11 protein-coding genes are annotated in these 14,539 nt (G+C 69.4%); all 11 read right to left on the reverse strand.

Features of this window, described 5'->3' with window-relative positions:
* Window position 1 precedes the first annotated feature (1 nt).
* Window positions 2-1,336, reverse strand: coding sequence for a xylose isomerase (gene xylA / locus AC3A5K_RS05185; RefSeq protein ID WP_487616455.1), 1,335 nt, complete (start codon window positions 1,334-1,336; stop codon window positions 2-4).
* Window positions 1,337-1,424: 88 nt separating this feature from the next.
* On the reverse strand, window positions 1,425-2,933 hold the full coding sequence (gene xylB / locus AC3A5K_RS05190; protein WP_487616456.1) for a xylulokinase: 1,509 nt from the start codon (window positions 2,931-2,933) through the stop codon (window positions 1,425-1,427).
* A 285-nt stretch (window positions 2,934-3,218) separates the two neighbouring features.
* Window positions 3,219-3,578 (reverse strand): VOC family protein, encoded by a 360-nt coding sequence (locus tag AC3A5K_RS05195; RefSeq protein ID WP_487616457.1) that lies wholly within the window; start codon window positions 3,576-3,578, stop codon window positions 3,219-3,221.
* Between the two features lie 128 nt (window positions 3,579-3,706).
* A complete protein-coding gene (locus AC3A5K_RS05200) occupies window positions 3,707-4,132 on the reverse strand; it encodes a nucleotide triphosphate diphosphatase NUDT15 (RefSeq protein ID WP_487616458.1) in 426 nt (141 codons plus the stop codon).
* 58 nt (window positions 4,133-4,190) lie between these two features.
* Window positions 4,191-5,090, reverse strand: a complete 900-nt coding sequence (locus AC3A5K_RS05205) for a 2,3-dihydro-2,3-dihydroxybenzoate dehydrogenase (protein WP_487616459.1) — start codon at window positions 5,088-5,090, stop codon at window positions 4,191-4,193.
* 107 nt (window positions 5,091-5,197) lie between these two features.
* Complete coding sequence (locus AC3A5K_RS05210) at window positions 5,198-9,118, reverse strand: amino acid adenylation domain-containing protein (protein WP_487616460.1); 3,921 nt, start codon at window positions 9,116-9,118, stop codon at window positions 5,198-5,200.
* On the reverse strand, window positions 9,115-9,342 hold the full coding sequence (locus tag AC3A5K_RS05215) for a phosphopantetheine-binding protein (protein ID WP_487617056.1): 228 nt from the start codon (window positions 9,340-9,342) through the stop codon (window positions 9,115-9,117). Before AC3A5K_RS05215 ends, AC3A5K_RS05210 begins: the two co-directional genes overlap by 4 nt.
* Window positions 9,343-9,377: 35 nt before the next feature.
* Window positions 9,378-10,013, reverse strand: coding sequence for an isochorismatase family protein (locus tag AC3A5K_RS05220; RefSeq protein ID WP_487616461.1), 636 nt, complete (start codon window positions 10,011-10,013; stop codon window positions 9,378-9,380).
* Between the two features lie 172 nt (window positions 10,014-10,185).
* Entirely contained in the window at window positions 10,186-11,832 is a 1,647-nt protein-coding gene (locus tag AC3A5K_RS05225) for a (2,3-dihydroxybenzoyl)adenylate synthase (RefSeq protein ID WP_487616462.1), read from the reverse strand.
* A 26-nt stretch (window positions 11,833-11,858) separates the two neighbouring features.
* Window positions 11,859-13,013 (reverse strand): isochorismate synthase, encoded by a 1,155-nt coding sequence (locus AC3A5K_RS05230; RefSeq protein ID WP_487616463.1) that lies wholly within the window; start codon window positions 13,011-13,013, stop codon window positions 11,859-11,861.
* Window positions 13,010-14,239: an MFS transporter gene (locus tag AC3A5K_RS05235; RefSeq protein WP_487616464.1), complete on the reverse strand. Its 1,230-nt coding sequence runs from the start codon at window positions 14,237-14,239 to the stop codon at window positions 13,010-13,012. The genes AC3A5K_RS05230 and AC3A5K_RS05235 overlap by 4 nt, the downstream gene beginning before the upstream one ends.
* Window positions 14,240-14,539 lie beyond the last annotated feature (300 nt).

A 14,539-nucleotide genomic window follows, 5' to 3' on the forward strand; every position in this document is an offset into this window, starting at 1 on the left:
CTCAGCGCAGCAGGTACTGGTTGAGCAGGTTCTCGTAGGCTTCCTGGCGGCCACTGCGCTGCCGCGGCTCGCCGGCCTTCGCGGCGATGCCGTGCAGGTCGTCCAGCGACAGCTTGCCGTTTTCGAAGGCCTGGCCGTCGCCTGCGTCGAAGCTCGCGTAGCGGTCCTTGCGCCACTGTTCCCACGGCGAATCGTTGAGCAGGCCGTGCGCGACTTCGAGGCCACGCGCGAACGCATCCATGCCGCCGATGTGGGCGATGAACAGGTCTTCCATGTCGCTCGATTCGCGGCGCGGCTTGGCGTCGAAGTTCAGGCCGCCCTCGAGACCGCCCTGGCGCAGCACCACCAGCATCGCGCCGACGGTGTCGTAGAGATCGGTCGGGAACTGGTCGGTGTCCCAGCCGTTCTGCGCATTGCCGCGGTTGGCGTCGATGCTGCCGAGCAGGCCGTGGTCGGATGCGACCTGCAGATCGTGCTCGAAGGTGTGGCCCGACAGCGTGGCGTGGTTGGCCTCGATGTTGAGCTTGAAGTCCTTGTCCAGACCGTGCTCGCGCAGGAAGCCGGTGACGGTCGCGCTGTCGAAATCGTACTGGTGCTTCATCGGCTCCATCGGCTTGGGCTCGATGAGGAAGTTGCCCTTGAGTCCGATGCTGCGGCCGTAGTCGCGCGCCATCGTCAGGAAGCGGCCGAAGTGCTGCAGTTCGCGCTTCATGTCGGTGTTGTGCAGGCTGGCGTAGCCCTCGCGGCCGCCCCAGAACACGTAGTGCTCGCCGCCCAGTTCGACGGTCGCGTCGAGCGCGGCCTTGACCTGCACCGCCGCACGCGCGACCACCGCGAAGTCCGGATTGGTCGATGCACCGTTCATGTAGCGCGGATGCGAGAACAGGTTCGCCGTGCCCCACAGCAGCTTCATGCCGGTCGCCTGCTGGCGCTCCTTGGCCAGCGCCACCATGTGCTTGAGGTTCTTCTCGTAGGCGCCGATGTCGTCGGCGTCCGGCGCCAGGTCGACGTCGTGGAAGCACCAGTACGGCACGCCGAGCTTGGTGAAGAACTCGAACGCGGCGTCGAGCTTGGCTTCGGCCGCGGCCAGCGGTTCACCACCGTCCCAGGGGAAGCGGCGCGTCCCCGGACCGAAAGGATCCTGGCCGGAATTGCAGAACGTGTGCCAGTAGCAGACTGCGAAGCGCAGATGCTCGGCCATCGTCTTGCCGCCGATCCGGCGATCGGCCTCGTAGACCTTGAAGGCCAGCGGATTGTCGGACTCGCGGCCCTCGAACGGGATCGTGCCGATGCCGCCGAAGTATTCGCGGCCACCGATGAAATGCTGTGCGCTCATGTGGGGTTCTCGTGCAGTGCGTGGAAAGGAATATGGACGCAGCCCGGGCCGCGCTGGACGTGCGCGGCACCTGGCCGCGCCCGTCCGGTCATGACGCAGGCGGCGGCGCGGCGTAAAGCGGACGCACCGCATCCAGGTGTCGCAGGAACCGCTGGTAGGCGGGCTGGTAGGCGCGTACGCGCTCGGGATCGGGCATGCAGGCCAGCGCCGGATCGACCGCGACGTGTGCGGCCGCGACCTCGGCCAGCGAGGTCGCATCGCCCTGCGCACGCTGCAACGACCACAGGGCCTGCAGCGCCGCGCCGAAGGCTGCGCTTTCGACCTGCGCCGGCACGTCGACCGGACAATCGAAGACGTCGGCCACCATCTGCCGCCAGGCCGCGCTGTTCGCGCCGCCACCGGTCAGCGCGATGCGTTCGAAGCGCATGCCCGCGCCGACGAAGGCGTCATAGCCGTAGCGCAAGCTGTAGGTCGCGCCTTCCATCGCCGCGCGATAGACGTGCGCCTCGCGCATGTTGTGCGCGCCCAGACCGGCCAGCACGCCCTTGCCCAGCGGCAGGTCGGGCGTGCGTTCGCCGTTGAGGAACGGCAGGAAGGTCAGGCCGTCCGCGCCGGGCGGTGTCGCCGCAATGCGCGCATCGCCGTCGCGCGTGCTGAAGCCGAACATCTTCGCGACCTGTTCGGTCACCACGGTGCAGTTCATCGTGCAGATCAGTGGCAGCCAGCCGCCGCTGGACGAACAGAACGCGGCCCAGGCGCCACCGGCATCGACGATCGGCCGGTCGGCATAGGCGAACAGCGTGCCCGATGTGCCGAGGCTCATCGTCAAGCGGCCTTCCGACACGCAGCCGGTGCCGATGGCGGCCATCATGTTGTCGCCACCGCCCGCTGCGATGCGCGTGCTAGCAGAAAGTCCCAGTTCGCTCGCGATCGCGGCCGATACCGGGAACAGCGCATCGGCCTCGACCAGCGGTGGCAGGCACGCTGCCAGATCGCGCGTGGCGTCGGTGGCATCGAGCATCGCCTTCGACCAGGTGCGCGTGCGCACGTCGAGCCAGCCCGTACCGGACGCGTCGCCGTGTTCGCAGTAACGCTCGCCGGTCAGGACGAAATTCAGATAGTCGTGCGGCAGCAGGATCGTCGCGAGCTTCGCGTAGACCTCGGGCCGGTGCTTGCGCGTCCACGGCAGCTTGGATGCGGTGTAACCGGCGAGGATCGGATTGCCCGCCGCTTCGATGCTGCGCGCCGCGCCACCGACCGCGTCCATGATCTCGCCGCATTCGGCGCTGGTGCTGGTGTCGCACCACAGCTTGGCCGGCCCCAGCACCTCGCCCGCCGCATCGACCGGCACGAAGCCATGCTGCTGGCCGGAGACGCCCAGCGCTTCGATGCGATGGCGGATGCCGACGTCGACCGCGTTGAAGCAGTCGCGCATCGCATCGACCCAGGCGGCCGGATGCTGCTCGCGGCTGCCGTCCTCGCCACTGATCAGATCGAGCGGCGCACTGGCACTGGCGATCACCCGGCGCGCATCGGTGTCGTAGACCACCAGCTTGACGCTCTGGGTGCCCGCATCGAGGCCGGCGACGACCGTCACGGGCGCACCTTCAGGGCGAAAAAGTTAGCGCTACCATTCTTCGGGATAAAAAAAAGGGAACGCATTGGTGCAGCTGATGACATGGGTGCGGTCGGTGGGAATCGACGATGGATGCACTCTAGCAGCAGTTCGAAAATTGGCTTGCTGCGCTGCGGAAAAGCGCCGCCACGACACTGCCGCGCGACATGGACAGAAAACGCCAGCGCGAAGCGGCGATGTCGAGTGGCCTTCGATCCACGCAGACGGATTCTGCCCGGCCCGCCGGGTCGCGCTCTCGAAGCCGGCTCAGCCGACCGGATCCGACCACACCGCGAACTCGTTGCCACTGGGCTCGGCGAAATGGAAGCGACGGCCACCGGGAAACTCGAACACCGGCTTGAGGATCGTGCCACCCGCAGACTCGACCTTCGCCAGCGTGTCCTCGATGCGTGCGCTGTAGAACACCAGCAGCGCACTGCCCGCCTCGCTGCGTCCCTGCAGGTCCGCGCGGTAGAAGCCGCCGTCGAGTCCCTCGTTCGCGAACGCGATGTAGTCCGGACCGTAGTCCTCGAACGTCCAGCCGAATACCCGCGCGAAGAACCGCTTCGTCGCATCGAGATCGCGGGCGGGGAACTCGACGTAGTTGAGCTTTTCGTGGGTGGGCATGACGGGCCTCCGGTGCGGTCTCGCGGATCATGCCCGAATGCTGTCGGCCCGTGGCGTCTGCGGCGCGCTTCAGTCCGTGCGGTGCGGAGGATGCGCGCCTGTAAGCAGCGCGAGTCCACGACGAAGCATCAGACCGTGCCCGCAGGCACGAAGCCGGAATCGCGCAGGGTCTGCAAGGGCGGGAACAACGGACCCGGCAGGTCGGCCCATCGGAACCATCCCCAACCCAGGCACTTCGCAGGTTCGAGCACCGCCGGCTCACCGGGCGCCCGTGCGGTGACGAACAGGGTGACGTAATGCCGGCCCTCGGCCACGAAGACGTCGCTCGTATACGGCGCGGGCGCGATGTCGTGGATCGCAAGGCCGGTTTCTTCCAGCACCTCGCGCCGCGCGCAGTCCGCGACCGTTTCGCCGAACTCCAGATGGCCGCCCGGCAAGGCCCAGGTGCCGGCACCATGCGAGCCGGTACGTTCGCCGAGCAGCACCTTGCCGTCGCGGACGATGATCACGCCGACACCCACCAGGACCGCGCCGGACTGCACTTGCGTCGTCATTCCCGTGTCCCGTCGTGTGTGGAGGCCGGTGATCCTGCGATGCGCCGATGCGAGTCCATCAGGCGCGCAGCGTCGCGCCGCCGTCGACGTAGAGATCGCTCATCGCGATGTGGCCGGCCTGGTCGGACAGCAGGAACATCACCGCGTGTGCGATGTCCTCGGGTTCGCCCAGCTTGCCCAGCGGAATGCCGCTCTTGAACGTCTTCAGTGTGCCGGCGATGGTGCGCGCCTCGCCGTCGGCGTCGGTCCACATGCCGGTCTGCATCGGCGTGCGCGTCGAGCCCGGCGCGACGATGTTGCAGCGGATGCCGAGCGGCGCGAGTTCAAGACCGAGGCAGCGCACGAACATCGTGGTCGCGGCCTTGGACGCGGCGTAGGCCGCCATATTCTGGCGCGGGATGCCGGCGGCATTGGAGCTGACGGTCACCATCGCGCCGCGGCGGCGCGGCGCCATGACCCGCGCGACGGCCTGCGACACGTGGAAAACGCCGTCGGTGTTGACCGCGAAAGTGCGACGCCACTCATTGGCGGTGAGGTCGAGGACCGATGTGGTCGAGAGGATGCCGGCGACGTTGATGGCGAGATCGATGGGGCCGAAGTCGGCTTCGATCTCTCTGACCAGCATGTCGACTGCGGCTGCGTCGGTGACGTCGAGGACGTGGGAATGGAGGGTGGCGAGACCTGCCCTCACCCCAACCCCTCTCCCGGAGGGAGAGGAGCTTAGAGCGCGCGAGCTTTCCGTTTCTATGAGCCCCTCTCCCTCCGGGAGAGGGGTTGGGGTGAGGGCCCCATCAGCCAAGGCAATGCCTTCGGAAGCCACTTCAACAACGGGCGCTGTCCGATCCGTCGCCACCACCGTCGCGCCGCTCTCCCGCAGCAACCGCACCACCGCAGCGCCGATACCGCCCGTCGCGCCGGTGACGAGGGCGATCTTTCCGTCGAAGCCTGTGAGTTGCATGTGGTCGATTCCGGGACTGTAGTGTGATGCGGCGAGGAGATGATGGGTTTCGCTGCGCTCTACCCATCCTACGATCCGGCAAATGGATAGAGCCGCGCGGTGCTTCGCTAACGCGGGTCGAAAGCCGAAAGTCGCGCATCGAGCCACGGCGCGATGCGCGCCGTGGCGTCGCGACCCGTCAGTTCGGCGTGCAGGAACGGCAACTCGATCGATTCGATCTGCGCGGCATGCGCAGCCCACAACGCGGACTGCAGCTGCGGGCGGTCGGCGTGGTCGTTGCCGGCGCGCACGTGCAGCAGCGTGCCGTCGAAAGGATGGTGGTGATGCAGGCGCACCAGGCGATTGGTATCGGTCACCGCGCGCACGACGCCATCGAGCACCGCACCGGGCAGATTGCCCAGCGCACTGTCGCCGCGACGCAGGAAGTCGACGATGGCCTCGCGTGTGCGCAGCTCGGGATACGCATCCGGGTCGTAGCCGGCAATTGCCAGCAGCGCGCGCAGTGCAGCGATGGCGTCGGGCTGGGGTTCGGCACGCCAGACCTCGGCCGGATACGCATCGAGCAACGCGAGGACACCGACCTCGCGGCCGAGCGCGCGCAGGCGCACGGCCATCGCCTGGGCGAGGATGCCGCCGACCGACCAGCCGAGCAGATGCACCGAACCGTCCGGCTGCAAGGCGACCACGCGGTCGGCGTATTCGGAAGCCAGCGCGTCGATGCTGCCGGGCAGCGCCTGCGCAAGATCGAGCGCCGGCGACTGCAGGCCGTACACGCTGCGGGCGGGCGCGAGTGCGCGTGCGAGGTCGCGATAACACCAGGCAATACCGCCCGCCGGATGCACGACGAACAGCGGCGCGCGCGCGAATTCGCCCTGCGCGAGGGCGATCACCGGCGCGAGGCCGTGATCGGGATCGTCGCCCTCGCCCGCATCGAGTGCGGCGGCGAGCCCTTCGACCGTGGGCGTCGCGAACAAGGCGCCGAGTCCCGGATCGCGGCCGAAGGTCTGCTGGATCGCGAGCAGCAGATGCACGGCGAGCAGCGAATCGCCACCGAGCGCGAAGAAGTCGGCGTCCGCGCCGACGCGCTCGACGCCGAGGGCATCCGCGAACAGCGCGGCGAGCGAGGATTCGGTCGGCGTGCGCGGTGCGACGCAGGCGCCCGGCTCGAACGCGGGGGCCGGCAGCGCATCGCGGTCGAGCTTGCCGTTGGCGGTGACCGGCCAGTCGGCGAGCGCGACGAAGGCAGACGGCACCATGTAATCCGGCAGCTGCGCGGCGACGAACGTACGCAGCGACGCAGCGTCGAAATCGGCCGTCGGCTGCAGATAGCCGACCAGACGCCGGTCGCCGGCGCGGTCCTCGCGCACGATGACGGCCGCCTGCAACGCGAGTTCGCTGGCGACGATGGCGGCTTCGATCTCGCCCAGTTCGATGCGCAGGCCACGCAGCTTGACCTGGTGATCGCTGCGGCCGAGAAACTCGACCGCGCCATCCTTGCGCCAGCGTGCAAGGTCGCCCGTCCGATAGATGCGCTCACCCGGCAGATGCGGATCGTCGAGGAAGCGCTCGGCGGTCAAGTCGTCGCGGCCCAGATAGCCGCGCGCGAGCTGCACGCCGCCGAGATACAGATCGCCGACGACGCCCGGCGGCAACGCGCGCATCCGCGCATCGAGCACGTACAGCCGCGTGTTCCAGACCGGGAAGCCGATCGGCACCGGGCGCGAGGTGTCGTCCGCACTGGCGGGCCAGAAACTGACGTCGACCGCGGCTTCGGTCGGGCCGTAGAGGTTGTGCAGTTCCGACGCAACGGTCGCGTGGAATCGATCGCGCAGATCGGCATCCAGCGCTTCGCCGCTGACGAAGACGCGACGCGTCGACAGCCCACTGGCTTCCGGCGCGCTGAGGAACGCGGCGAGCATCGAGGGCACGAAATGCAGGGTGGTGATGCCGGCCTCACGAATCAACCGCGCGAGCGCAACCGGGTCTCGGTGTGCGTCCGGCGGTGCGACCACCAGCGTGGCGCCAGCCAGCAGCGGCAGGAAGAATTCCCAGACCGAGACGTCGAACGTGGCCGGCGTCTTCTGCAGGATGCGATCACTCGCATTGACGCCGTAATGCGTGCGCATCCATTCGAGGCGATTGACGATCGCGCGATGCGCGACGACGACGCCCTTGGGCTCACCGGTCGAGCCGGAGGTATAGATGACGTAAGCCGCATGCTGCGGGTCGACGGACGGCAGCGCGCCGCCGTCCGCACGCTGCGGCCAGTCGGACGGCGCGAAACGCAGCGCGTCGTCCGGCCAGTCGATCCCGTCGTCTGCGTTCGCGAGCAGTACGACCGGCTGTGCCGATCGCAGGATGCGCGCGCGTCGCTCGATCGGATGCGCAAGATCCATCGGCAGATACGCCGCACCGGCGCGCAACACGGCGACCAGCGCGACGACGAGTTCGATCGAGCGGGGCAATGCGACCGCGACGACAGCGTCGGCGCATGCACCACGCGCCCGCAGCGCCTGCGCGAGCGCGCGGCTGCGTGTGTCGAGTGCGCGATAGGTCAGCGTCTCGCCCTCGAACACCAGTGCTGGCGCGTCAGGCGTCGCCGCCATCGACGCTTCGATCAACGCGACCAGCGTGGTGTCAGGCACAGGATGCGCGGTGGCATTGAAATCGAACAGCGTGCGCGCGGCTTCGGCCGGTGTCGCCAGCGGCACGTCGTCGAGACGCGCATCCGGCTGCGCTGCAAGCGCGAACGCCGCGCCGAGGAAGGTGCGCAGACGCGTCGCGTGCGCGGCGACGTCAGTGTCGACGTACAGATCGGGATTGGCTTCGATCTCCAGATCGAGCGCCTGCACGCCATCGCCGCGGAAGCCCAGCGTGATGTCGTCGACCGGTCCTGTGCCGAGAATTTCCATCGACGCGCGCGTGCCGGCGAGCAGTGTCGGCCGGTAGAACGGCTGCACGTTGATCAGCGGACCATGCAGACGACGCTGGCCGCCGATCAGGCCGAGATCACGCCGCAGCTGCTCGCCGCGGTAGCGACCATGCCGGCGGCCACGCAGCAGCGCGCGAATCATCGCCTGCATGAAATCCGCGACGCTCGCATCCGGCTGTGCGGGCACGCGCAGCGGCAGCACGTTCATGACCATCGCCGGCACGCGCGCGGACGCGCTGCCGAGCCGGCCCATGAAGGGCACACCGACGACGGCTTCGCCCTGCCCGCCGAAGCGCTGGCAATAGGCGGCGGTGAGCGCGGTCAGCACATCCGGCCAGGGCTGGCCGAGCGCGGTGGCCGCGCGGGCGAGGCCGTCGCGGAAGTCCGCGTCGAGCGCTTCGACGTGACGCAGGCAATCGGGCGCGGCATGGGCGAAGCCACCACCGAGCCCCGACGCGGCCGGCATGCCGGCCAGCGTCTCCTGCCAGTACGCCGCATCGGTCGCGCGCTTCTCCGACGCGCGATAGCTCGCGTCCTCGGCCAGCACGCCATCGAGCGGTGCGAAGGTCGTACCGGCAGATGCATCGGCATACAGCGCACAGGCGCGCTCGGTCAGCAGCGCCATGCCGTAGCCGTCGGTCGCGAGGTGATGCACGCGCAGGAACCAGACGAACCGGTGGCCGCCGAGCACGTACAGCCGCTGCAGCGCGAGACGATCGCGCGCGGGATCGACCGGCGACAGCCGATCGCGCGTCATCGCCGCACGCGCGGCATCGTCCGGCGCCGACTCGGCCGACAGATCGACGATCTCCAGATGCGGCGCGTGACCCGCGTCGATCCACTGGATCGGACCGTCGCCCGTCTCGCGCATACGCAACGCAAGCGCCGGCGCCTCGTCGACAGCCTGGTCCGCCGCGCGCACGAAGGCCTCGACATCCAGCGCGCCGTCGATCCACAAGGCGTGCGCGGTGTTGAACGCCGGGTTGTCCGGCGCCAGCCGCTGCGCGTACCAGAGACCGGCCTGCGCTTCGGTCAGCGGCCAGCCCGTGCCCGACGCGGCGGCGTCGACTTCGACAGGAGACGCTGTCGCGGTCATCCGGCGGGGGGCGTGTCGCGCTGCAGATCCTGCACGACCTGCCACCAGCCGGCGAGCGTGGTGTGCTCGGCGAGATGCGAGAACTCCAGCGCGATGCCGTGCTCGCCCCAGGCCATGACCAGGCCCAGCACGCGCATCGAATCGAGGCCGAGATCCATGAGGTTGTCGTCGTCGCGCACCTCTTCGGGCGCTTCGCCGACGAGCTTGGCGACATCGGCGCGCATGCGCTCGAGGGTCAACGGGCCGGTGCGGTCCACAGTCACTGCAGCATCTCCAGAAGTCGGTCGGTGGTCAGCGGCACGCCGCAGGTGCGCGCGATCCAGTGCAGCGCGAGGTCGTGGTCGGCACGCGAGAAATCGGCGACCGCGTCGGCGACGACGAAGGTCTCGATGTCACGTTGGAAGGCGTCGGTCGCCGTCGACAGCACGCCGATGTGCGCGTAGACGCCGGTGATCAGCAGCTGGTCGCGACCGCGCGCGCGCATCAGCGTGTCGAGGTTGCTGCGCTGGAAGGCGCTGTAGCGATGCTTGACCAGCACGTGGTCGCCGTCGACGGGCGCCACCGCGTCGATGATGGTCTCGTGCTCGGCACTTGCCTGCATGCCCGGGCCCCAGAGATCGGCCTGCAGGCCGCGATCGCGCCGGTCCTGATGGCCGCGCTGCGCGGTGTAGAACACCGGGATTCCCGCGCTGCGGCAATGCGCGAGCAGGTGCGCGAGGTTCTGCACGGCAGGCGCCAGCGGCGCGTCGTCCTGCCCGAACGCGGCGAGGAAGTAGCGCTGCATGTCGTGGACGAGCAACGCGACGCGGGAGGTTTCGGGCACCCACTGGCCGCGCGCAGCCGGCAGTTCGGCGGCAGTGGGCAGCGGGTACGGGTGGATTTTGGGGAGGGCCATTTCTATTTGCTTGATTGGATCGTTGGATGGCGATGCGCGTAAAGGCCGCGATTACCACACATCGTCATTCCCGCGTAGGCGGGAATCCATGGACGTTGACACGTGAAAACAAAGTCCTTGGATTCCCGCCTACGCGGGAATGACGGCTGAAAGATGCGGGCGCATCTGAACATCACGCGTCCTGCAGCCCAGCCAGAAACGTCTTTCGCAACTGCGCCCGCAATTCCCGCCGGCTGATCTTCCCCACCGCCGTAGTCCCGAACGCATCCACGAACACGATCTGGTCCGGCACCTTGAACGCCGCGAGACCGCGACCGCGCACCCAGGCCTTGAGCTCGGCCGGGCGCGGTTTCTCGTCACCGGGAATCACGAACGCGCAGCTGCGCTCGCCGAGGAATTCGTCAGGAATCGACACCACCGCCGCATCGAACACCTGCGGATGCGCGAGCAGGTGGTCTTCGATCTCCTCTGCCGAGATCTTCTCGCCGGCGCGGTTGATGTGGTCGGTCGCCCGGCCCTGCACGACCAGATGCCCGCTCGGCAGGCGCTGCACCATGTCGCCGGTGCGGTAGAAACCGTCGTCGGTGAACGAGCGCGCGTTCGCCGCGTCGTCGTTGTGGTAACCGCGGATCGTGTACGGGCCACGCGTCAGCAGATGGCCGATTTCGCCGTCGGCGACCGGCATGCCGTGATCGTCGACCACCAGCACTTCATCGTCTGCGCTGATCGGCCGGCCCTGCGTGGTCAGCACGAGATCGTCGGCATCGTCGAGGCGCGTGTAGTTCACGAGCCCCTCGGCCATGCCGAACACCTGCTGCAGCGTGCAGCCCAGGCCCGCGACCACGCGGCGCGCGGCTTCCGGCACCAGCTTGGCGCCGCCGACCTGCAGCACCTGCAGACTCGACAGATCGTGCGAAGTTTTGCCGGCAGCGTCGGCCCACAGCAGCGCGAGCGGCGGCACGAGGCCGACGCAGGTCACGCGCTCGCGCGCGATCAGCGGGAACGCGGCGTCGGGCCCCGGGCCGGGACTCAGCACCACGCGCGCGCCGGCGTACAGCGCGCCGAAAAAACCGGGCGAACTCATCGGGAAATTGTGCGCGGCCGGCAGCGCGACCATGTAGACGCTGTCCGCATCGATGCCGCACAGATCGTTGCTGGCGCGGAAGCTGTAGATGTAGTCGTCGTGCGTGCGCGGAATCAGCTTCGACAGGCCGGTGCTGCCGCCGGAGATCTGCAGAAACGCGACCGACTGCGGATCGGGATCACCGGGTAGCGCATCGCGCGGACCGTCGAGCGACTCGATCGACACGAACTCGGCCGCATCGCCGACGACGAACACCTGCCGCACCGCCGGCACTTCGGCCTGCAGTTCACGCGCGAGCGTGCGGTAATCGAAGGTCTCGTAGCGCTCCGCGCAGATGTAGGCGCTGGCTTCCGACTTGCGCGCGAAGTGCGCGACCTCGGTCAGGCGATGCGCGGGCAATGCGTACACCGGCACCAGCTGCGCGCGGAACAGCGCGCAGACCACGGCGATGAATTCCGGAATGTTGCCCAGCTGCACGACGACGCGGTCGCCGGGCGCCAGACCGTTTGCCAGCAGGCCCGCGGCGATGCGTTCGGCCTCGGCCCACAGTTGCGCGTAGGTCCAGCGCGTGTCGCCGCCGACGACCGCGACACTGTTGGCGAACCATGTCGCGCGCTCGCGCAGGAAGCCGGGGAAGGTCTCGCCGCGCCAGTGACCGGCGGCGCGATAGCGCGCGACGAAATCGTCGGGCCAGACCTGGCGCAGCGGCATCAGTGGCGTCGGGGAATCGGTCATGCGGAACATCGGTCGTCTGGAAGGGCTTAGGCCGCGCGGGCGTCGTCGATGCCCAGCGCATTGCGCAATGCCATGAACTTGGCGGCGGTCTCGTCGACTTCCAACTCGGCTTGCGAGGCCGCCACGATACCGGCGCCGGCGAACAGGTGCATCGTGTGCCCCTGCACGCGCGCGCAGCGGATCGAGACGTACCAGTCGCCGTCGCCGGCGGCATCGGTCCAGCCGACCGCGCCGGCGTAGAAGCCGCGGTCGAAGGGTTCGAGCGCGCGGATCGCCTGCAGCGCCGGCAACCGCGGCGTGCCGCAGACGGCCGGCGTGGGATGCAGCAGGCCGGCCAGCGTGGCCGACGACACTTCCGCATCCTTCAGCGTGCCGGTGATGCGGGTGGCGAGATGCCACATCGTCGCGGTCGCGTGCAGCGACGGCCGCGGCGGCGCCTGCAGCTGGCTGCACAGCGGAGCGAGGCCGTCGAGGATGGCTTCGACGACGAGGCGGTGTTCGTGCAGATCCTTGCCCGAGGCCAGCAGTGCATCGGTGCGGCGGCGGTCCTCGACCGGATCGCCGACGCGGCGCGCGGATCCGGCCAGCGGATGCGAGACCACCTCGCGGCCGCGGCGCGACACCAGCAGTTCCGGCGTCGCGCCGACCAGCCAGGCCGGCGCCTCGCCCGCGGCCACCGGCAAGGGCACGACGAAGGTGGTCACGCTGGCATCGGCGCCCAGCCGGACCGCCAGTGCGTGCGGATCGATCGGCGCCGCGGCCTCGACCTGCAGCCCGCGCGCGAGCACGACCTTGCGCAGCGCATCGGCGCCATCGGGGGCCGCGCGCAGCGTGGCCACGCAGCGTTCGACGGCATCGGCATACGCAGACGCCGACGGCACCTCGGTGGTCGAAATGAAACGCCCGAGCGAGGACGGCACGCTGCCGTTGCCCGGCGTGGAGAACCGCGCCGGCTGGAACAGCGCGTCGTCATCGTGCGGATCGAACGGCAACGCCCCGACCAGCAGCGCCGGCCCGGGACGCGGCGCGTCGAAGAACGCGGCCACGCGCGCGCCCAGCGATGCCGCCGGACCGCGCGGCAACCGCGCCAGCATGCCGTCGGTCGCGAGGCGTCGGGCCGGAGCGCGCAACCGGAACAGGTTGGCCACGCCGGCATCACCGGCGTCGTCGCGCGGGATCATGACGGCGCCCCCGGGCGTGCGGCCGTGCGCAGCGGCGCCGGCGGATGCAGCGCAGCGGCCAGTGCCAGCACCAGCAGGACGACGCCGACCAGCACATAGGGGGCGTTCGGCGACCAGCGGTACAGCAGCGTGCCCAGCAAGGGGCCGGCGACCATGCCCATGCCCTGCACCGAGGCCACGGTGCCGGCGGCGGCGCCCTGTTCGTGCGCTTCGACCGAATCCGCGGCCAGGCCCTGGAAGGACGGAAACACGAAGCCCATGCCGAATGCGGCGACGCCGTAGGCCAGCAGCAGTTGCCACTGCGCCGCGACCAGCGCCGAGGAGGCAAATCCGATCGCCGAGATCAGCGCGCCCAACGCGATCCAGCGCGCGGGCGGCACCGACTTCAGCCGCATCACCAGCGCCTGGGCGAAGATCAGGCCGACGCCGACCGCGGTCAGCGACAGGCCGGCCACGCGGGCGCCGTCTTCGGGCGAGAGCTGCAGCCGGTCGATCGCGAAGAAGCCGACGACGACCTGGGCGATCGTCACCGACACCATCGCCGCGAACACCGCGTACAGCGGCAGGCGCAGCCGCGGGTCGAGAAAGCCCATCGTCGGGCGCGGTCCCTGCCGGGTCGAATCCGCCGGCGCCGTCGCCGGCAGCCGCCACCACAGGAACAACAAGGAGAGCAGCGGCAGCGCGGCGGCGATGTACAGCGCCAGCGCGATGTCGTGGAACGCGATCCAGCCGGCGGCCGCCGGTCCCACCACCATGCCCACCGCATTGGCGGTGCCCAGCTTCGCCATCACGCTGGCGCGCCCGCCGGGCGGCACCTCGTCGGCCACCACGGCGGCGGCCGTCGGCGGCACCGCGGCATAGAACAGCCCCACCAGCGCGCGGGTGCCCACCAGCACGACGACCGACAGCCAGATCGCGGGCGGGTTGCGCAGCGCCAGGTCGACGAACACCGCCATCGCGATGTAGACCACGGCATAGCCGACCAGTGACAGCAGCAGGACGCGGCGGCGGCCGATGCGGTCGCTGAGGACGCCCCAGCGTCGCGCCGACAGCATCCACATCACACCGGCTGCGGTGACCGACAGGCCGGCATGCCATTCGGCCAGGCCGAGGATGCGCACCACCGGGCCGACCACGGCGACGAACGCCATCATCGCCATCGTGCCGGCGAGCGCGGTGAACACCAGCGCGGGCAGGCCGGAGACGACGGGAGGCGAAGACGACATGTCGGTACTCGTGGGCGGCACGCCGGGATCTGGCGCCCGGCTGCGCGGAAAACGGGCGTTGCACGCATTGCAGCGCGGAACGGCTGCCCGGGCAGATGGCGTCGATACGACGCGCGGGTCCGTCAGGGAACCCGCAAATGATAACAAATCTCATCTGTGTCAAATGCCGGGCGCCTGTGCGCCATCGGGCGTACCGCGTCTGACGGCTGGTCCCCGATATGGGCGTCCAGCCGCGGTCTGACGGGCCTGGCACGCTCTGCGCCCGGGGATTGTCCAGGGATTCCGGGCCGCCAAGCGGAA

It is taken from the genome of Luteimonas sp. Soil_C_5 (assembly GCF_057656615.1).